The organism is Actinoplanes xinjiangensis (assembly GCF_003148685.1).
GTDB lineage: Bacteria > Actinomycetota > Actinomycetes > Mycobacteriales > Micromonosporaceae > Actinoplanes > Actinoplanes xinjiangensis.
This window is the reverse complement of record NZ_QGGR01000006.1, coordinates 279,621-299,054: the sequence shown is the minus strand read 5'-3', so window position 1 is coordinate 299,054 and position 19,434 is coordinate 279,621. Positions and strand designations below refer to the sequence as shown.

Below are 19,434 nucleotides of genomic sequence, written 5' to 3'. Positions count from 1 at the left end.
GTGCAGAGCTCCTGGTACCGCCGTGGGAACCGGTTGCAGGTGCGCGGAAAACGCCGCCCGACCCGGAAATACCTATTCTGTATTGACGCATGCCTCCATGCCCTGACCGTTTCTGATCCGTTCGGCAGCCGATTCGGACAACGCGTCCGGGAAATGATTGTCCTGGTCGGCTACCGTGTCGGAATGCCCATCAGCCGCGATTCCGGTGACCCGATCCATGTAGAGATCATTCTCGAGGGCGACGACTCCGACGGCGCCCTCACCGAGCTGAGGAAATGGTTGCGCAGCGATGAGGACCTCATCGGCGTCCGGGTGGATCCGGTCGGCGCGGCGGCACGTCCCGACCAGATGTCGGGCGGTCTGGTCGAGGCTCTGGTCGCGACGGTCACCGACCCCGGGCTGCTCGCGGCGCTGTTCGCCGGCGTCGGCGGGTGGGCCGCCGCGCGGGCGTCCACCCGGCGTACCAGGATCCGGGTGAAGATCGGCGACCGCGAGGTCGAGATGGAGGGGCCGGCGCTGCGGGACCCGGAGGGCGTGGCGCGCCGTCTCCGCACGGAGTTGGGCGAGGCACCGTGACATGCGGCTACCCGACTTCGCGCAGTCGCGAGCCGTGCTCATCGGCACGGCGAGATACCGCAGCAGCAGGCTGGCGGACCTGCCCTCGGTGGCCAACAACGTCGCCGCGCTGCGGGCCCGCCTGACCGATCCGGCCCTGTCCGGGTTCCCGGCCGACCGCTGCACCGGCATCGTGAACCCCCGGCGTCCGGACCGGGTGCTGAGACCGGTGCAGCGTGCCGCCGAGGAGGCCCGTGACCTGCTGCTGGTGTATTACGCCGGGCACGGGCTGCTGGACCGTGACGGCGAGCTGCACCTGGGTCTGCGGCTCTCCCACGAGCAGCAGCCGTGGACCAGCGTGCGATTCGCCGAGTTCGCCGGGCAGATCCTGGAGAGCGGCGCCCGGACCAAGATCGTCATCCTGGACTGCTGCTACAGCGGGCGGGCGATGCAGCACCTGCACATGTCCGACGACGGGTTAGTCGAAAAGGCCACCGCCCAGCTCGACATCGACGGCCTGTACGTGCTCACCTCCAGTGCCGCCAACAAACCCTCCCTGGCTCCCGAGGGCGACGAGTTCACCGCCTTCACCGGCCGGCTGCTGAAGTACATCGACGCGGGGCTGCCCGGCCCGCAGGAACTGCTGACGATGCAGGCCCTCTACCGCGCCGTCCACAGCGACATGCACCGCCACCGGCTGCCCCGCCCCCAGCAGTACAGCGGGAACCTCGTCGGCGAGGCGGCACTGGTGCGCAACCGGGCCCGCACCGGGACCGAACCGGTCGTACCGATGATCGAGGATCTCCCGGGCGAACCGGCCGCCGTCGACGGCGTCCGGCGACCGCGGCGGACCGGCCTCCTCGCGGCCCACCCCGGCTGGCGCCGGGCCGTCGGCGGCGGGCTCTGCATCGGCGTGCTCACCGCCACGGCCTCGGCGGGCGGTTCCCCGGCCGGGGCCCCGTGTGCCGCGCCGGCCGCGATCCGGATGCTGGTGCCGCTCGACACGGTCGCGATGTTCACCGACATCGCCGACGCCTACGAGTACGCCACCCGGGGTGCCGGCAACTGCCAGCGGGTACGGGTCACCGTCGCCGGGGCGTCCCGGGACGACGTCGCACGGGCGTTCGCGCTGTCCTGGCGTACCGCGCCGCACGCCTCCGCGACGGACCGGCGCCTGATGGGCCGGGTCGGCCTGCCACCGGACGTGTGGATCGCCGACCTCACCGCGGACATGGCGACGGTGCAGGCCGCACTCGCCGCGACCCCCGGCGCCGAGGTCCGGATCCCGGGGGACGCGACCGGCTGGCCGATCGCCGAGTCACCGGTCGTGCTGGCCGAACCGGGCGAGCCCGGCAGTACTCCGGTGTCGCGCCACGTCCCCTCCTGGAGCGGCCTGCTCGCCGGTCGGGAGCCGCGGCCGCGGACCACCGGCGTGGTCCGCCCGGACCCGGACACCACGACGGTCGGCCGGCTGGTCAACGTGTCGCTGTATCCACCCGGGCAGAGCACCACCGCGGCACGCAACGAGGTGCAGCGGCCCCTCGACGCCGCCGCGGCGGACGCCGGTCAGGGCATCGGCGCCCCGGACATCGCCGGCCTGCTGTGTGCCGGGCGGACCGGCGTCATCGTCGCGGAATGGCAGCTGGTCCGGCACAACCTGCATCGATGCGGTGCGGTCACGTGGAACTCCTGGTATCCCGGTGACACGCGGGTGCTGGACTATCCGACGACCCAGCCCGAGTGGGCGCACCCGGCCGGTGACCGGATCCGCCGTACGGCCGACGCCTTCACCGCCTGGATGCGCTCCCCCGCCGGCGGCCGGGCGTTCGCCGACCGCGGCCTGCGACCGCGCAACACCGGCCCGGACACCGGGATCATCAGCCGCAACGGCGCCTCGCCGAACTGGTACGCCAAACAGGGCTACGCCACCGGCGTGCCGGACCTGGAGCGGGCCGGGTCGGCGTACCAGGCGGCCAAGAGACCGGCGACGGTCGTCGTCGCCGTCGACGGGTCCGGCTCGATGACGGCGGCCGACGGCGGCCGGACCCGGTTCGGTGCCGCCCTCGACGGGATCACCGCCTCGATCGGCATGATGGGCCCGCGCGACGACTTCCGCCTGTTCGTCTTCTCCACCGCGGTCCGCGGCGACCTGTGGGAGATCACCGGCAGCGCGGCGAAGAGCATGGACCGGGCCCGCGGCTACCGGCCGGCCGGCGAAACGCCCCTCTACCTGGCCGTGGACCACGGCGTGCGCAGGCTGCGGGAGGACCGGCGCGCGAAACCGCACGACGACCGGCACCGCATCCTGGTGGTGCTGACCGACGGCAGGGACACCACCGGGCACCGGCTGCCCCGGCTCACCGACGACGCCGTCCGGGTCGTCGTGGTCAACGTGGGGATGTCGGGATGCCCCGACCCGCGGCTCCGGGCCCTGACGCAGAGGCACGGTGACTGCGTCGGGGTGTCGTCCGGGGCGGTCGAGGTCGAGGTGGCGAAACAGATCGAACGACTGTGGCAGAAGGAGGCGACGTGATCAGTGAGATGGGCCGGCGTTCCTGGCTGATGCTCGGCGCCGGGCTGGTGGCCGGTGCGGTGCTCGGCGGCACGATGCCGGCGGCGCTGCGACCGTCCGCCGCCACGTCGGGCGAACTGGTCATCGTCAGCGGTGTCGAGGACGGCGAGGGCGGCGCCCGGCAGGCCCTCATCGACCTGTGGAATCAGACGCATCCGGACCGGCTGGCCCGGATCGAGCTGGTCTCGGGCAGCGCCGACGAACAGCACGACGCGATGATCCGGTACGCCAAGGGCGAGGAACCCGTCAAGGCCGACATCCTGAACCTCGACGTGACGGCGATCGCCGAGTTCGCCGAGTTCGGGCACATCGCCGAGTGGCCGGCCGGTGCGACACCCCGGCAGTTGCTCGCCGAGCTGCTGGAGAAGCCCCGCGAGAGCTGCTACTACCGCGGGAAGCTGTGGGCGCTGCCGTTCAACGCCGATGCCGGGGTGCTGTTCGCCCGGCGCGGCCTCCTGCGGCCCCCGCCGCCGACGACACCCGCCGCCTTCACCTGGACCGACATCGTGGCGCAGCGCCCGCCGGCCGGATCGGCCACGCCCAGGGCCGCGTTCGCGGGGCAGCTGGACGGCTACGAGGGCCTGACCGTCAACGCGCTGGAGGCGCTCTGGACGGTGGAGATGGAGCGCGGCTCCGCGGTGGGCCACCCGTTGGGGGTGTCGACCGATCCGGCGATCTGGTCGACGGCGGTGGCCCGTCTGTACGGGACGCCCGGCGACCCGGGGGTGGTCGATCCGGGTTCGACCGCGTACCGGGAGAGCGAGACCACCGAGGAGTTCCTGCACAAGCGGGTCGTCTTCATGCGCAACTGGCCGGTGGCGTTCCGGACCCTGGTCGAGGACAGCGACCAGCGGGCCACGGTCGCGGCCGCCGACATCGTGATGACACCGCTGCCCGGTCCGGGCGTGCTGGGTGGTCAGAACCTGGCCGTCGTGTCCGGCTCCAGCCGCGGCGACGACGCCCGTGACCTGATCACCTTCCTGGCCGGCGAGCCCTCCCAGCGGCTGCTGATGCAGGTCGGCGGGTTCGCCGCGGCCACCGGCGCCACCTACGACCGGGACGAGATCCGGGCCGCCCACCCGTACGCGGTGACGATCCGGGAGGCGATCAGGCACAGCCGGCAACGACTGCAGACGCCGTACTACCCACGGTTCAGCGAGGAGATCCGGACGCTGGTCGCCGAGATCCGGCAGAACGGCGGCACGATGACCGCCGACGGTCTGCGGCAGCGGCTGCTCGACGCCTCGCTGGGCCGGCTCGCACCACGCTGAACCGTCACGAACCGGTGATCAGCAGAATCACGGCGACGACGACGGCGAACACCACGATGGTCCAGCGCAGGACCGGTGCGGGCAGTCTCCGGGCCAGCCGGGCGCCGACGAAGCCGCCGACGACGGTGCCGGGGGCGAGCACCGCGACGACCGCCCAGTTGACCGGCCCGAACACGCTGTAGGTCAGCACCGTGGTCACCCCGACGACGGCGGAGAACACGTTCTTCAACGCGTTGAGCCGTTGCAGCGTCTCGTCGAGGACCAGCGCGAGCGCGGCGACCAGCAGCACGCCCATGGCCGCGTTGAAGTAGCCGCCGTAGACCCCGCACCCGAACACCGCCACCTGCACGAGCAGGGCCGTCCGGCGGGGCGGGTCCGCCTTCGGGTTTCCGGCCAGCGCCCGCAGCCGGTCCTGGAAGGCCAGCATCCCGGCGGCGGCCAGCAGCAGGAACGGTACGACCAGGTCGAACACCGACCGGGGGGTGAGCAGCAGGATCGCGCTGCCGCACAGGGTGCCGACCATGATCGTCGGGATGATCGTCCGGATCCGGTGCCCCTGGCCGGCCAGCTCGGGACGGCTGCCGAGCGCGCCGGCGGCGTACCCCGGGGCCACCGACAGCGCGTTGCTGACGTTGGCGGCGACACCGGGCAGGCCGAGCCCGACCAGCAGCGGGAACGTGATCAGTGACCCGCCGCCGGCGATCGCGTTGACGGCCCCGGCCACCAGGCCGCCGCCGAGCAGGATCAGTACCTCCGCCGGAGTCATCCCGGCACCGCCTTCCGCTACGGCCTAGTCCTGGTACAGCTCGACCTTGTCGACCGGCCAGCCGATGAACTCCGCGATCTCCTCGGCGTCGCCGGACAGCGCCCATTCCTCGATCACGTCGGCGAGGCCGTCCGGCAGGCCCTCGTCCTCGACCCAGGTGGGTTCGGTGTCCTCCAGGACGCGGTCGTAGTGGATCCACTTGTCGTCGGGGTCGAGGTCCTTGCCTGCGGCCTCGAAACCGTCGAGGCCGTCGTCACCGGCGGCGAGGATCTCGTTGGTACGCCAGTCGACGATGTCCCACGCGGTCTCGTTGATCTGCCCGCCGGCCACGATCCGGCGCCCTTCGCTCTCGAGTTGGGCGATCCGCCGCTCGATCTTCTCGTTGTCGGCGTGGTTGGCTTCCAGAACGTTCTGGATGTAGCTCTTCAGGTCGTTCACGACGGTCCCCCGGGTGATCACGTGGATGGCGCCGTGGAGCATACGGGCTCCACGTGGCGGGACGACGTACGGCCGGACGAGTTCCGTAACCCCCCGCAGGCATCGACCAGCCCGTGGCGGGCAGTAGATGACCATGAGCGGATGGGGGATGCGACGGCCGCCGGGCAGCGACGACGAGATCGGCCGGTGGCGGCTGGACGACGCCGCCCAGTTGCGGTGCCTACGGGCCGGCCTGACCGAGGCGCTCACGGCGCCCGCACGTCGCGCCGACCCGCCGGACCTCACCGAGCGGCTGCTGATCGTCGCGACCGAACTGGCCGGGAACGCCCTGCGCCACAGTGGTCCACCGGTGGTCGTGGTGCTGCGTACGGACGGGCACGTGATCGTCGACGTCGCCGACGATGCCGGCCACCGTGTTCCGGCCGTCGACAGGCAGCGTGCGCCGGGTGCGGGCGGGCTGGGCCTGCGGTTGGCGGCGGAGATGGCCGAGGAGGTCGGCTGGTACCCCGAAGGCAGCGGCAAACACGTGTGGGCGTCGTTCACCATCTGATCGTTTTCGATCACTAACCCCGCATACTGCCCTCACTGGTGACCGGGTGCGATCGTTTCTGCTCGTTCGAGCATTGACGTGTGTTGTTGTGAGCGGTTTACTCCCGTAACAGATTCGTCATCGGACCGATCTCCCGGGGAGTCGCAGCGGATGAACACACGGCGGAGAAGACGGTGGACGGCAGGCTGTGCCGCGGTGTCGGCGGCGCTGGCCTGGACGCTGACGGCGGTGCCGGCCACGGCCGCCGACGACCCGGTCGACGTGATCGTGGACGGACTCGACGTCCGCGCGGACAACGTGCACGGCCTGCCCTACAAGGGACTCGGGCTGATCAGCGCGAACAGCACCAGCAACCTGCTGATGGACTACAAGGCCGAGCAGCCCGGCCGGTACTGGCAGCTCATCGACGTGCTGTTCGGCGGCGCCCGCCCCCTGATCAACCACGTCAAGGTGGAGATGGGCTCGGACACCAACAACTCCACCGGATCCGACGCGGCGACGATGCGTACGGCCACCGAACCCGCCGACGCCTCCCGCTCCCCCGGCTTCCAGCTGGCCGCCGACGCCAAGACGGTCAACCCGCGGCTGAAGGTGTCGATCCTGCGCTGGACCATGCCGTACTGGGTGCAGTCGGCGTGGAGTGCCGGCACCGGCCGCGACGAGATGTACCGGTGGTACAAGGAGACGATCCTCGACGCGTACGAGAAGTACGGGTACATGGTCGACTACGTCAACCCGGACACCAACGAGACGACGAACCCGGATCTCGGGTTCATCAAGTACTGGAAGAACGCGGTCGTCACCGACACCGACTTCGCCGACCCGCGGTACGGCATCCCCGCCGGGGAGCAGGCAGCGGTCGCCGGCGCGTACCGGAAGATCAAGGTCGTCGCCTCGGACGAGAACCAGACCAAGAACATCGGGCCGGCGCTGCTCGACGACCCCGCCCTGTTCGAGATCGTCGACGCGGTCGGGTACCACTACAACACCGACGACCGCTACGACGGTGCCCCCGGCGGTAACACCTACGAGCCGTACACGAAGCTGGCGACCCTCCGGGACAAGGAGGTCTGGTACAGCGAGGGTGTCGGCTCGTTCGGGTTCACCGACTACCGGGTCAACAACAACGAGGGCCCCGGCGGCGCGAGCACCGGCATCGGCGGCCTGCAGAGCGCGCTGGACCTCGCGAACCGCAGCGTCAAGGGCTACCACCGGTCCAAACGCACCCACTACATCTTCCAGCCCGCGATCGGCTCGTTCTACGAGGGCGCCCAGTACAGCCACAAGGAGCTGCTCAGCGCCCGCGACCCGTGGTCCGGCATGATCCACTACGACGCGGCGATCCACGTGATGCGGCACTTCACGAGATTCGCCACCACCGGCTGGGAGAACGACACCAACACCGCCGGCATCTGGCGGACCGTCCCCGAGGCCAGTTACAGCGGGGTCAGCGGCACCGAGAACCTGGACGGCTCCAACGGCGCGGCCAGCTATCTGACACTCGCCGCCCCGGACCGGACCGACTTCTCCACGATCGCGGTCAACGACAGCGACCTGATCAAGACCTACCGCATCAGGGCCGACAACATGGACCTCGGCGCGGATCCGGCCCTCAAGGTCTGGGAGACCCGGGCCGCCCACCACATGCGCCTGGTCGACACGCTGCGGCCGGCCGGCGACGGCTACTACACCTATCAGGTCCCGCCGCGGTCGATCGTCACCTTCACCACGCTCGACGCCGAGCCGGTGGAGCCGCTGCCCGAGACGCTGCCCCGTACGGTCCTGGACACCGACGCGACCGGTAAGACCCCCGACACCCGCGACACCGTCCTGTACGCCGACGACTTCGACTACGCCGAGGAAGGCGACGTCAAGGTCGGCGGGCAGACCCGGCCCTACCTGGCCTCACGGGGCGGCGAACCCCGCTACCTGGTCGACCAGACCGGCGCCTGGCAGGTCGACGGCGACGTCCTGTACCAGCTGATGGACCAGTCGATGAAGGACACCGCGGCCTGGAACCGCACCACCCCCAACACCCTCGTCGGCGACTTCCACTGGCAGAACTACAAGGCGGGCGTCGACGTCTCGTTCCCCGACCCCGCCGGTGGCTCCGCCGGCCTCGGCGTACGCCAGCAGAGCGGGATGACCGCCGACAGCGCCGCCTACCTGATCCGGATCAACCGCGCCGGCACCTGGACCTTCAGCAGGCACGGCACCACCGTCGCGACCGGCACCCGCCCCCCCGCCGACGGCTACCACCTCGCCGTGGAGGCCAAGGGCGCGACCGTCACCGCCTTCGTCGACGGCACCGCGGTCCACAGCTGGACCGACCCCACGCCGGAACTCGCCGGCCGGGTCAACCTGTCCAGCGACTTCCACCGCACCGGCTTCGACAATCTCCGGATCGAGAAGATCAAGGGCTTCTCGCCGTACGCCGTATCGCTTGTCGACAACATGGACGGCTCCCTGGCCTACACCGGCACGTGGAGTCACCGGGCCGCGTCCGGCGACGCCATGGACTGGCACCGGTCGACCTCCACCGGCACGACCGCCGGCGCCACGGTCACCGCCGGGTTCACCGGCACCGGCCTCGACCTGATCGGCGGCAACACCGGCACCGCCACCCTGGACGTCACCGTCGACGGCAAGCCGCTGGCCGCCGGTGCCACCACCCGTGCCAGTGGTAAGCGCCAGGCCACGTACACCCTGAGAGGTCTCGCCGACGGCCCGCACACGGCGACGTTCACGCTGCGGTCGGGGACGCTGGTCCTCGACGCCGTCACCGCGATCTCCGGTGACGTGGACGGGCCCGTCGACACGACCCCGGTCCGGGACGCGCTGACCGCCGCCGGCGACCCGGTCGAGGCCGACTGGTCGCCACAGTCGTGGGCGGTGTTCGCCGCCACCCGCGACCAGGCCACCGCGGCATCGAACGGCCGGCCGGGCCTGGACACGGTCGGTGTCGCGCAGATCGCGGCCCGGCTCACCGCCGCCGCCGACGATCTGCGGCCCGCCGACGTCACCGACACCCGGCGCGACCTCGGTCTCGCCGGTGCCGTGCCGACCCGCGGAGACCTGCCGGCCACGGTCGTCATCGACGGCCGGCCGCACCAGGTGACCTGGACCGCCGCCAGCCGCAGGACCACCCGGGCGGCCTACACGACGGTGACGCTGGAGGGCTGGACGAACGACGCCTACGCCGACGGCCGCAAGCAGGCGTTCACCGTCCGCTACGAGGTGGTACCGCCGTCGCTGGTCTACTACATCGACGCCGGACTGGCCGCCGGGCAGAGCTCCCCGCAGTTCCAGGCGGTCTCCGGTTCCGTCACGACGCTGCGCAACGGATCGGCCGACCAGATCTCGGCCGGCGCCGGCGACTGGGGCCACGTCGCCGACGGCATCACGGTCAAGGGCGGCACCGACCCGGCGGACAAGTACTCCACCGGGACCTGGGCGGGAAGCAACAAGACCATCCGCTACCGGCTGCCACTCGACCCCGGCCGGTACGTGCTGACCGCCGGTTTCACCGAGTGGTGGGGCCAGAACCGGCCCATGTCGCAGAACGTCACGGTCGGCGGCACCACGGTGACCGGCACCCCGGTCACCCTGAACGCCACCAGTACCCGCGCCACCGGCACGGTGTCGTTCACCGTCGGCACGCCGACCGTGGTCACCTACACGGTGGCGAAGACCGGATCGCAGGACCCGGTCATCAGCTGGCTCGCCGTGAACCGGACCACGCCGGACGCCCCGGCCGGCGTCACGGCCGTCGCCGGGGACACCACCGCGCAGGTCACGTGGGCGGCACCGGACTCCGACGGCGGGTCACCGATCACCGGGTACACCGTGACGGCCTCGCCGGGCGATGCCACCTGCACCGCCACGGACGTGAGTGGATGCCGGGTGCCGGGGCTCGTCAACGGTACGGCGTACACCTTCACGGTCGTGGCCCACAACGGCGCGGGCACCTCACCGCACTCCGCACCCTCCGCACCGGTCACGCCGTTCTGGGTGCCGAAGGCGGTCACCGTCACCGGGCCGGCGGAGGTGACGCCCGGACGGCAGGTCACCCTGGTGGCCGGGGTCGAGCCGGCGCAGGCCGACCCGGCGGTGACCTGGCAGTCGTCGAACCCGGCGGTGGCAAGTGTGTCCGCCGGCGGGGTGGTGACCGGCATCGCCCACGGCTCGGCCGTCATCACGGCGACGTCCGCCGCCCTGCCGCACGTGTCGGCGTCGCACCGGATCGAGGTGGTCCCGGCGGCCTGGTCGGCGACCACGGTCTACACCACCGGCAGCCTGGTCCGGCACGACGGGCGCAACTACGCGGCGCAGTGGTGGACGCGCGGCCAGACGCCCGGGACCTCCCCGTGGGGCGCCTGGGCCGAGGTCGGCACACCGGTCACCTGCGGAACCGGCAGTCACCTCGGGTGGACGACGTCGTGGATCTACACCGGCGGCGAGGTGGTGCACCACGAGGGCCGGCTGTGGCAGGCGAAGTGGTGGACCCGCAACCAGGAGCCGGGTGACCCGTACGGCCCCTGGCACACTGTGGGCGGCTGCTGAACCGGCGCGTCCCGGGGAGGGTCGGGTGCCAGGTCGCCCGCCCCTCCCCGCCGCGCGAAGGAGCGCCCCGAGGGTTCACCGCAGGGGTGAGCAAGGCCACCACCGGCAGCCCCTTCACCGCTGCTTCACACCCGACCGACCAGTATCGCGCGGTGCGTTACGCGAAGATTGTTCAGGCGATGACGGCGGCCGCGGCGGTGACGGTGCTGGCCGCCTGCTCGGCGACCGCCGGCGGGCCGGAGCCGGGCACCTCGGCGTCCGCTCCCGTGCCGTCCGGATCGCCGGCGGTCTCCCCGGCGCCGCCCGCCGCGGACGACGGGGCCGCGCTCGCGGCCCGGCGGGCCCGGTACGGCATCCCCGACTTCGCCCCCGCTCCACCGCCGCAGCCGATCACCCTGCCCGAGGGCGACTCGGTGGAGTATCTGCACCGGATCCCGACCGACCAGAAGGTCGCCTTCCTCACCATCGACGACGGTGCCCTGAAGCTGCCGGAGGCGCAGGAGCTGATCGCGGCCGCGGGTGTGCCGGTCACGCTGTTCCTGACGACCGACACCATCCGTGACGATCCCGGATACTTCCGGCCGATGATCGACGCGGGCGCGGTCGTCGAGGCGCACACGGTCACCCATGCGGGGCTGCGCGGGCGGTCCTACGAGTTCCAGCGGCGCGAGATCTGCGATTCGGCGGACGAACTCGGCGCGTGGTTCCTGCGGCGGCCGACACTGTTCCGGCCCCCGTACGGCGAGAAGGACGCCACCACGCTGCGTGCGGCGAAGGACTGCGGGATGACGGCGGCCTTCATGTGGACCGAGACGGTGCACAAGGGCAAGGTCCGGTACCAGACCGGTAAACCGGTCAAGCCGGGCGACATCCTTCTGATGCACTTCCGCGAGGCGTTCCGCGCCGATTTCGTCGGCGCGCTGAAGGCCATCCACCGGGCCGGCCTGACCCCGGCTCTGCTGGAGGACTACATGCCGGCCGGAGCTTCCCCGGCCGCGGGGATAAAGATCCCATAAGGACACCGCTGACGCCGCGCCGACCACGGGATCGGCATCATGGCCGCCTCTGACGTGTTCGGTTCGACGGGGTGGTTCACATGCGACGGGTCCTGCTCAGGTGTCTCCACGTCCTGGTGGTGGCCGTTGTCGCGGTGATGGGTGGCGCCCGGCCGGCGGCGGCGATCGCCTACGGCGACGACGTGCCCGAGGGCGGATATCCCTTCTCGGTGCGGCTCACCATGACCGGACTGCCGACCGGCGACGGCGGTACCCGGGACAGTTCGTGTTCCGGAGCACTGATCGCACCGCGATGGGTGATCACCGCCGGTCACTGTTTCCGCGACGGTGACGGCCGGCATGTCAGCCGTACGGTGGCCCGCTCCACGACCGCGACCGTCGGCCGCACCGACCTGCGCGGGACGGCCGGCCGGCAGATCGACGTCATCGGGGTGCACCAGGCCGAGACCGGCGACGTCGCACTCGCCGAACTGGAGACGGCCGTCACCGGCATCGAGCCGCTGCGGATGGCCACCAGCCCGCCCGCCGCCGGGGAGAAGGTCCGGCTGACCGGGTACGGCCGGACCGAGGACACCGACGTCGAGACGTCACCCCGGCTGCAGACGGGAGTCTTCATCGTCGACGGCGTCGGTGCGTCGGTGCTGGAGGTCTCCGGCAGTTCCCCGCGCCCGGACACCAGCGCATGCCCGCACGACTCCGGCGGACCGTACTTCCGGGAACGACCGGACGCAGCGCCCGAACTGGTGGCGGTGGTCAGCACCGGCCCGGAATGCCCCCACACCGGCGCCGACCTCGGTGCCCGCACGGACGGTCTCGCCGCATGGATCACCGGCACGATGGACTCCGGCCGGAACGGCGGCCGGTTCCTCCTGCCGGCGGCGCTGGTGCTGGTGGCGGCGGGCGCGCTGGCGGTGGCCGTCATCGTCCGGCGGGGCGGGCGCGCCCGTTCGGCCGGCGCGGCCACCCGGCTACCGAGCCGGTGACCGCACCGTCCGGACCGATCGGGCGGGCCCGCGGGCGCCGGCCGGCGTCGACCGGTGGGGTCGGCGCCGGCCGGGCCGCCGGTCAGTCGACCGGGCGGCGACCCTCGCCGGGCAGGTCGGCCTCGATGCGTTCCTTACGGACCCGGCCCTGCACGTTGCGCTGCTCGGTGACCGTCTCGGTGCCGAGCCGGACCCGCTCCACCGGCACCACCTCCGTGTCCACGACCGGACGCTGGGCGTACAGGGTGGTCTCGTGCTCCGCCTCGGTGATGTCCGGACCGTCGACGGACCGGGCCCGGTTGGCGTCGGTGATCGGTTCCCGCTCGATCCTCGCCTCCTCACGGGCCACCGGGACGTTGACCTGCTGCTGCTCGGTCACCACGTACTTGCGCAGCCGGGCCCGCCCGACCGCCTCGGCCTCGGTTCCGACGGCCAGCCGCTCCTCCGACCGGGTCATCGCGTCGTCGGTCCCACCCTGCCCGGCCCGGCGGCCGCGCTGTGCCTTCGCGCGGCCGGTACGGCCACTGCCGTCCCAGCTCATCGCGTAGTACTGGTACAGCCGGACCACCTCGTCGCCGGACAGCGGCTCGTCGACCTCGGCGTCGACGTCGGGGGCGTCCTTGATGTACGCCTTCTCGAACGGCACCACCACCCGCTCCCCTTGCAGGTCGGCGTCACGCAACGGCACCAGCGACTCGCCCAGCCCGAACCACCCGGTCCGTACGCTGGCCCAGGCCGGCTCTCCGGCGCCGTCGGTCCACACCGCTCCGATACTGCCGACCTTGTCTCCGGTGCTGTCGTACACGTCGTACCCGTACAGCGAATCGATCTTCTCCCGAGTGATCACTGTGGCTCCTTCATCCAGGGGGCTGTGCACCCTCCGCTACCCGCCGGCAGAACGAACCCACCTGTAGTCACATTGCGTCACCCGTTAGGCACCACAGCGTCACCCGGAGCACGCTCAGCCGAGGAGCCCACCGGCCCGCGGCTCACAGCAGGGTGCTCCAGTAGCCCCAGAACCGCACGCCGATCAGCCCGGCCAGGACCAGCAGCCACACCAGCGGCACGGTGCTGTGCACCATCAGCAGCAGCCGGGTCGGGCGGCGCGGTGCGGGCAGATACCCGCGTTCGGCGTTGAAGAGCGTCAGATAGCAGAAGACCACGATCATGACGACCCAGACCACCATGCAGTACGGGCAGAGCGCGCCGATGCGGTAGAGGCTCTGGTAGAACAGCCAGTGCACGAGAGCGACCCCGAACAGGGCGCCGGCCTGCACCGCCCGGAACCACCAGGACGGCAGCCGCACCCCGGCCAGCAACGCCACCCCGGTCGCCGCCACCACCGGGAAGGCCGCCACCCCGATCAGCGGGTTGGGGAACCCGAAGACCTCCGCCTGCGCGGTCGTCATGACCGACCCGCAGGACAGGATCGGGTTGATCGAGCACGACGGCGTGTAGGACGGGTCCTTGAGCAGCGCCACCTTTTCGACCATCAGCACGAACGCCGCCAGCGTCCCGGCCAGACCGCCGACGGTGAGGATCGCGCCGATCAGCCGGTCGGTCAGCACCGGCCGCACCTCGGCGGTCCGCACTCCGCCGGCACGCACCTCACCGGTCCGCACCTCGCCGGTCATTGCCCGAGTGCCTTGTCGACGGTGGCCTTGAGCGCCTCGTAGGACGGCTGCCCGGTGTACTTCTCACCGTTGACGAAGAACGTCGGTGTGCCGGTGACACCGAGCGCCTCCCCGTCGGCAGCGTCCGACCTGACCCGCTCGGCGACCGCGTCACTCGCCACGTCGGCCCGGAACCTCGTCAGGTCGAGGCCGAGTTCGCCGGCGTACCCCTCGAAGATCGCGGCCTGGGATTCCTGCCGGTGTCCCCACACCGACTGGTTGTCGAAGAGTTTGACGTACATCCGCTCGAAGGCGCCCTGTCGTGCCGCCGCCTCGGCGGCGTGGGCCGAGGTGTAGGCGTTCGGGTGGCTCGCGATCGGGAAGTACCGCACCACGTAGGTGATCCGGTCGCCGTATTCGGCACGCAGTCGTTCCACGCCGGGATACGCCGCACCGCAGGCCTCGCACTCGAAGTCGAGGAACTCGACGACGGTGACTCTGCCGTCGGGGGCGGTGGACAACCGGTGGCTGACGTCGCGCACCACCCGGGCGCCCTCGGCCGGTCCGGATTCGGTCAGCCGGACCACGACCACGAGCAGCAGCACGGCCACGGCCGCACCGAGGACACCCAGGGTCACCTTCAGGTTGGTACTCATACCGGGCGCCCGGGTCAGCTGCCGGGTGGCCCTGCCGGCCTTCTTCTTCGGGAGCGTCCTGGCTGATTTCGACGGCATGGCGCGGTTCCTCTCTGGAGTTACGGGAGATGCGGTGGCTCCGCCCGCGGCCCGGGGCCCGGCGGTGGTGGTGGAGCAGAAGAGGAGTGCGGAACGGCACACGACACCGGGGACACGGCACACGTCGGTGCCGGTGCGGGGGTGCGGTGCGGGGGTGCGGTGCGGGGGTGCGGGCTTCTAGACCCGCAACACGCCCAGCCTGGCCGGGTCGGCGTCAGGCAGGGTGATGGCGACGGCGGCCGGAGCGCCGGCGGACACGTGGGCCCCGACGGCACGCACGGGCAGGACCGTGACACAGGCATCGTCGGCGGCCGGGCGCAGGCGCGGCGTCACCGTCGACGCGGTGGCGTAACCGTGCAACGGCGACTCCTCGCCGGTGTGGTCGTGCCCGCACGACGACGGCGGCGCGGCGTCGGTGACCAGGAAGACGACCTCGTGATGGACGCGCGTGACCTCGGCCGCCTCCGGCCCGGCCGGGGCGAACCCGATCGCGGCCAGCAGGGACAGGAACACCATCAGGACCACACTCACGGTCGCGGCGGACCGACGGCCCGCGCGGCGTGAGGAGAAGGTCATGCCATCAGTTAACCAGCCGGAGCGGCTCCCGCGCACACCCCGGGGACCGGCGGTCCGGATGGCGAGCCGGTCCGGGCCCGGCACCAGGCCTTCGTGCAGCGCCGCGGCACTCTCCGACGTGATGGTTGCATCATCGAACCAACTGGTTGTACGGTCGAACCATGCAACCCGGTGAGGTCGACGCCGCCCAGGAAGCACTCATGCGGTTCGTCCGCGAGTTCGGCCTGCATCAACCCGACCGCACCCCGTGCGGGCAACCGCTACCGGTCTCCGAGGCCCACGCCATGGTGGAGATCGCCCGGGACGGCCGCCTCCGTCAGGTCGACCTGGCACGCCGGCTGCGGCTGGAGAAGAGCACCGTCAGCCGCCTGGTCACCAACCTGGTCAACCGTGGCTGGATCCGGCGCGAGACCGCCGGCGACGACGGCCGGGGCGTCCTGCTGCTGCTCACCGAGACCGGGGCCACCGCCGCCGCCCGGCAGGCCGACGCCCGCCGCGATCGGCTGACCTCCGTCCTCGACCGCATTCCCGACACCCAGCGCGGCGCCGTCGTGGCCGCGCTGCACATCCTCGCGGAGGCCGCCGATGAAACGTCCTGACATCCACCGCATCCTGGCGCTCGCCGCCACCACGACCCTGCTTCTCACCGGATGCACCGGCGGCGGCACACCGGCGGACACCCCCGGGCGGCAGGCCGAGGTCGCCTCCCGGGGCGCGTCGGTCATGCCGTTCGACCTGGAGCGCACCACCCACCGGTTCGCCAAGAACGACACCGGTGGCGTGCAGACCGTGGTCGCCGACGACCCACGCGACGCCACCCAGGTCTCCCTCATCCGCGATCACCTGACCGCCGAGGTGGAACGCTTCCGCGGCGGCGACTTCACCGACCCGGCCGCCATCCACGGCACCGAGATGCCCGGCCTGCGGGAACTCCGCGCCCACGGCGGGCGTGTCGCCATCGACTACACGCCGACCACCGACGGTGGCCGTGTCACCTACACCACCACCGACACCGGCCTCCGTGAAGCCCTGCACCACTGGTTCGACGCGCAGGTCAGCGACCACGGAGCGCATGCCACCAACTGATCCTGCGGGGACCGATGAGTTTGCGGCCCCGAGCCGGTCCACCCATGCATGACCGAACCGGTAAAAGGACCCGCCAGCTACTTTCCGTCGATCGAGAAGAAGTACGGCCAGCCGATCGCGCACTGGACGGAACTCATCCGCTCCTCCCCGCTGACCCGGCACGGCGAACTGGTCACCTGGCTCAAGACCGAGCACGGGCTCGGGCACGGGCACGCCAACGCCCTGGTCGCGTACACCCTGGCCGGGCCGGGCGACTGACCCCCGGGCCCCGCGCGCCGGGCGCCCACGTGGTGCGTACCGGATCGGGGTCTACCGGGTGCCCGGCACCGTCGCCGCATCGAGCCGGACCGGGCCGGTAAAGCCGGTGGCCGTAATCCGCACGTGCCAGCCCAGGCCGGTGAACCCGGTCCGGCCGCCGGTGACGTCGCGGGCCACGGTCGTCCACCGGCGCCCGTCAGCCGACGTCTCCACGCAGTACCGGACCGTGCCGCTCGCGGTGAAGACGGCCCCGACTCCGGTCAGCTCCCGCTGCCGGCCCAGGTCGACCTGGCGATCAGCTGCGGCTCCACCGCAGCCGTCCCGGCGGTCGATGGCGGCTCCCCCGCGACCGGCCCGGCCGTCGCTTCCGGCTCGACCGTGGCCGGCCCGGCCGGGGCACCGGTGGTTGATTGCCGCCCGGCCTCGGCCGGGTGCGCCGGGACGCCCGGAACGAGAGCGGCGGCCGCGAGCAGTGCGACGACGGCTTTCACAGCAGCGATCCGGCGAGCGGGATGTTCTGGCTGCGCAGTGCGCCCGCCACGAGGCCGGCGATCCGCTGGGCGCCGTACGCCTCGAAGTGGGTGTGGTCGTTGCAGAAGTACTGTCCGACGAGCCCGGCCGTGTAGTCGCCGTTGTGGGGACACAGCCGGACCGCGTTGTAGTGGTTGACGCTGAGCGTCTGGAGGTCGATGACCGGCGATCCGGTGGCGGCGCCGGCCGCGAGGGTCTGGTTGACGTAGCCGCGGTTCCGGACGGCGGTGCCCCCCGAACAGGTGATCGCCGCGACCGCGGTGAGCAGCACCGGATGGGCGCCCCGGGCCTTGGCCGTCTGCGCCATCATCGTCATCAGCCGCTGGTACCGGGCGGTGCCGACATGCCGGGGGCAGGTGGCCGAGCCGTCGTTGATGCCGAACTGGATGAACAGGTAGTCGCCGGCCTTCATCCCGTCGAGTACGCGCTGCCAGCGGGCGGACGCGGTGGTCGAGGTGAGGGCGCATTCGCCGTCGGAGCCGATGGTCGAGGTGACGTTGCCCTCGTAGAGCCACGTCTGAATGCTGCGGCCACCGAGGGCCAGGTTGTTCACCACGACGTCGCTGGTGAAGAGCGCGCCGAACCGGGCGCCCCAGCCGACCGGGCAGACGGCCGACGGGTTGGCCATCGTGGAGTCGCCCGCGAGCCAGACGGTGGTGGTCGCGGCGGCCGCCGCCGCGGCTGCGGGCCGTGAACCGCATCCGGGGAGTCCGGGTGCGGCGTCGGGGGCGGCCAGCATCAGGGGTACGGCCAGGGCGGTGACGATGAGGTGCCGGAGCATGCGCATGGTTCCTCCGCGTGGGGATGCACGTCTGCCGGCCGGCCGCGATGGTCAGGGGATGCGCCCGGCCCACAAGCCACGAAACGCGAGGGCATGAATCGTTTCATGGCATCAGGACACCACGAGCCTATTTATCGAGCAACTTCGATGTCAATCAGTACAGCTCGACGGCGTGACCCCACGGAAGCCGGGCCGGCGTTCGGCCGGACAGCGGAGTCCCGGGAAGGACGCGCCGTTCAGCGGGGAATAGCGGTGCCGTGCCGGCAGCCGGAGCAGCCGACCGCGCTCAGACCGGTCCAGGTGTTGAGGTCCGCACTGGTCGCGGTCCAGAGGCCGCCGTTGGTGTACCTGTCGACGTAGATGCGGTACTGGCCGTTGTCCATGCGGACCAGCGACGGGCCCTCGTAACCGGAACTCCACAGGTTGCCCCGGTTGATCCAGCCGCCGGTGAGCCGGTCGGTGCTGGTCCAGTGCTCGATGTACTTGGTGGTCTCGTTCTTGACGAAGGAGTGCCAGGTGCCGCCGGACTTCACCACGTAGGCGTCGATGTGGTTGAAGCCGAGGCCCCACATCTGCTGCGGCGCGCTCCACGAGGTGAGGTCGCTGTTCTGGGCCGTGTAGACGTACGGGCGGAAGCAGTTGGAGCAGGTGGTCTGCGCGACGTTGGCGATGATGGTGACGGTCGAGCCCTCGATGTAGAACTCGGGCGCCCACGTGAACCTCGTGCTGCTGATCCCGGACGGGACCGTGGCGATGTTGGTCCAGTTCAGCAGGTCCGTGCTGCGGGCGACGGCGAAGTACGTCGAGTTGGTCGTCCAGGACTGCCACGTGTAGGCGATGTAGTAGGTGCCGCCCCGCTTGATGATGCTCGGGTCGCGCAGCACCCCGGTCGGTCCCCGGAAGTTGGTGTCGTGCAGGACGTTGTAGCTGGTGCCGCCGTTGGTGGACTGGTAGATCCACAGCTCCTGGTCGGCCGCCCCGTCACCCTTGAAGGTGGCGTAGATCAGCGTCGTGGCGGCGGCGGCCGGCCGGGGCACGGCCAGGCCGCCGAGGACGAGAGCGACGACTCCGGCCACCGCCATCAGGAAACGGGCCTTCGCCGTTCGGTATACCGGGTTGTTCATGACTCTCCCCTTTCGGC

Annotated in this window: 20 protein-coding genes; 10 read left to right on the top strand and 10 right to left on the bottom strand. The window is 71.5% G+C overall.

Annotated elements, in window-relative coordinates; all coding sequences use genetic code 11:
• Positions 1-183 precede the first annotated feature (183 nt).
• From BC793_RS15995 to BC793_RS15985, 3 genes are read left to right on the top strand one after another with little or no spacing between them, the layout of a single operon-like run.
• Positions 184-576: an effector-associated constant component EACC1 gene (locus tag BC793_RS15995; protein ID WP_146246300.1), complete on the top strand. Its 393-nt coding sequence runs from the start codon at positions 184-186 to the stop codon at positions 574-576.
• 1 nt (position 577) lies between these two features.
• Positions 578-3,088: a caspase, EACC1-associated type gene (locus BC793_RS15990; RefSeq protein WP_109593303.1), complete on the top strand. Its 2,511-nt coding sequence runs from the start codon at positions 578-580 to the stop codon at positions 3,086-3,088.
• Positions 3,085-4,398, top strand: a complete 1,314-nt coding sequence (locus tag BC793_RS15985; RefSeq protein ID WP_109593302.1) for an extracellular solute-binding protein — start codon at positions 3,085-3,087, stop codon at positions 4,396-4,398. Before BC793_RS15990 ends, BC793_RS15985 begins: the two co-directional genes overlap by 4 nt.
• A 4-nt stretch (positions 4,399-4,402) precedes the next feature.
• Here the strand turns inward: BC793_RS15985 and BC793_RS15980 are convergent, their stop codons facing one another.
• On the bottom strand, positions 4,403-5,164 hold the full coding sequence (locus BC793_RS15980) for a sulfite exporter TauE/SafE family protein (protein WP_109593301.1): 762 nt from the start codon (positions 5,162-5,164) through the stop codon (positions 4,403-4,405).
• A 24-nt stretch (positions 5,165-5,188) separates the two neighbouring features.
• Positions 5,189-5,644 carry a hypothetical protein gene (locus tag BC793_RS15975; RefSeq protein WP_109593300.1) on the bottom strand — a complete coding sequence of 152 codons (456 nt, stop codon included), beginning with the start codon at positions 5,642-5,644 and terminating at the stop codon, positions 5,189-5,191.
• A gap of 106 nt (positions 5,645-5,750) precedes the next feature.
• On the opposite strand from BC793_RS15975, the gene BC793_RS15970 reads away from it, so the two are divergent.
• The 4 genes from BC793_RS15970 (at position 5,751) to BC793_RS15955 (ending at position 12,714) form a co-directional block, all read left to right on the top strand.
• Positions 5,751-6,152 carry an ATP-binding protein gene (locus BC793_RS15970; protein ID WP_239170025.1) on the top strand — a complete coding sequence of 134 codons (402 nt, stop codon included), beginning with the start codon at positions 5,751-5,753 and terminating at the stop codon, positions 6,150-6,152.
• A 195-nt stretch (positions 6,153-6,347) separates the two neighbouring features.
• Complete coding sequence (locus BC793_RS15965; RefSeq protein WP_203896209.1) at positions 6,348-10,715, top strand: fibronectin type III domain-containing protein; 4,368 nt, start codon at positions 6,348-6,350, stop codon at positions 10,713-10,715.
• An 86-nt stretch (positions 10,716-10,801) separates the two neighbouring features.
• Entirely contained in the window at positions 10,802-11,731 is a 930-nt protein-coding gene (locus BC793_RS15960; protein ID WP_239170026.1) for a polysaccharide deacetylase family protein, read from the top strand.
• An 80-nt stretch (positions 11,732-11,811) separates the two neighbouring features.
• Positions 11,812-12,714: a S1 family peptidase gene (locus tag BC793_RS15955; RefSeq protein WP_109593298.1), complete on the top strand. Its 903-nt coding sequence runs from the start codon at positions 11,812-11,814 to the stop codon at positions 12,712-12,714.
• Positions 12,715-12,796: 82 nt separating this feature from the next.
• On the opposite strand, the gene BC793_RS15950 is transcribed toward BC793_RS15955, so the two are convergent.
• From BC793_RS15950 to BC793_RS15935, 4 genes are all read right to left on the bottom strand, one after another.
• Positions 12,797-13,561, bottom strand: coding sequence for a DUF2382 domain-containing protein (locus BC793_RS15950; RefSeq protein WP_109593297.1), 765 nt, complete (start codon positions 13,559-13,561; stop codon positions 12,797-12,799).
• Between the two features lie 142 nt (positions 13,562-13,703).
• Positions 13,704-14,348, bottom strand: a complete 645-nt coding sequence (locus BC793_RS15945; protein ID WP_109593296.1) for a vitamin K epoxide reductase family protein — start codon at positions 14,346-14,348, stop codon at positions 13,704-13,706.
• Positions 14,345-14,983 carry a DsbA family protein gene (locus tag BC793_RS15940; RefSeq protein ID WP_109593295.1) on the bottom strand — a complete coding sequence of 213 codons (639 nt, stop codon included), beginning with the start codon at positions 14,981-14,983 and terminating at the stop codon, positions 14,345-14,347. Before BC793_RS15940 ends, BC793_RS15945 begins: the two co-directional genes overlap by 4 nt.
• A gap of 255 nt (positions 14,984-15,238) precedes the next feature.
• Positions 15,239-15,637 carry a hypothetical protein gene (locus BC793_RS15935; protein WP_109593294.1) on the bottom strand — a complete coding sequence of 133 codons (399 nt, stop codon included), beginning with the start codon at positions 15,635-15,637 and terminating at the stop codon, positions 15,239-15,241.
• Positions 15,638-15,798: 161 nt separating this feature from the next.
• Here BC793_RS15935 and BC793_RS15930 point away from each other — a divergent pair, with 161 nt between their 5' ends.
• Genes BC793_RS15930 through BC793_RS15920 form a run of 3 tightly spaced genes read left to right on the top strand, consistent with a single transcriptional unit; the run spans position 15,799 to position 16,981 of the window.
• Positions 15,799-16,236: a MarR family winged helix-turn-helix transcriptional regulator gene (locus BC793_RS15930; RefSeq protein ID WP_109593293.1), complete on the top strand. Its 438-nt coding sequence runs from the start codon at positions 15,799-15,801 to the stop codon at positions 16,234-16,236.
• Positions 16,223-16,723, top strand: a complete 501-nt coding sequence (locus BC793_RS15925; RefSeq protein WP_109593292.1) for an aspartate carbamoyltransferase — start codon at positions 16,223-16,225, stop codon at positions 16,721-16,723. The genes BC793_RS15930 and BC793_RS15925 overlap by 14 nt, the downstream gene beginning before the upstream one ends.
• A gap of 48 nt (positions 16,724-16,771) precedes the next feature.
• Positions 16,772-16,981: a DUF4287 domain-containing protein gene (locus BC793_RS15920; RefSeq protein ID WP_109593291.1), complete on the top strand. Its 210-nt coding sequence runs from the start codon at positions 16,772-16,774 to the stop codon at positions 16,979-16,981.
• 51 nt (positions 16,982-17,032) lie between these two features.
• On the opposite strand, the gene BC793_RS49600 is transcribed toward BC793_RS15920, so the two are convergent.
• The 4 genes from BC793_RS49600 to BC793_RS15905 form a co-directional block, all read right to left on the bottom strand.
• Entirely contained in the window at positions 17,033-17,194 is a 162-nt protein-coding gene (locus BC793_RS49600) for a hypothetical protein (RefSeq protein ID WP_158319268.1), read from the bottom strand.
• Positions 17,195-17,241: 47 nt separating this feature from the next.
• A complete protein-coding gene (locus BC793_RS15915; protein WP_109593290.1) occupies positions 17,242-17,472 on the bottom strand; it encodes a hypothetical protein in 231 nt (76 codons plus the stop codon).
• Positions 17,469-18,299 (bottom strand): GDSL-type esterase/lipase family protein, encoded by an 831-nt coding sequence (locus BC793_RS15910; RefSeq protein WP_109593289.1) that lies wholly within the window; start codon positions 18,297-18,299, stop codon positions 17,469-17,471. Before BC793_RS15910 ends, BC793_RS15915 begins: the two co-directional genes overlap by 4 nt.
• Before the next feature lie 230 nt (positions 18,300-18,529).
• Entirely contained in the window at positions 18,530-19,417 is an 888-nt protein-coding gene (locus BC793_RS15905) for a glycoside hydrolase family 43 protein (protein WP_239170028.1), read from the bottom strand.
• Positions 19,418-19,434: the final 17 nt, after the last annotated feature.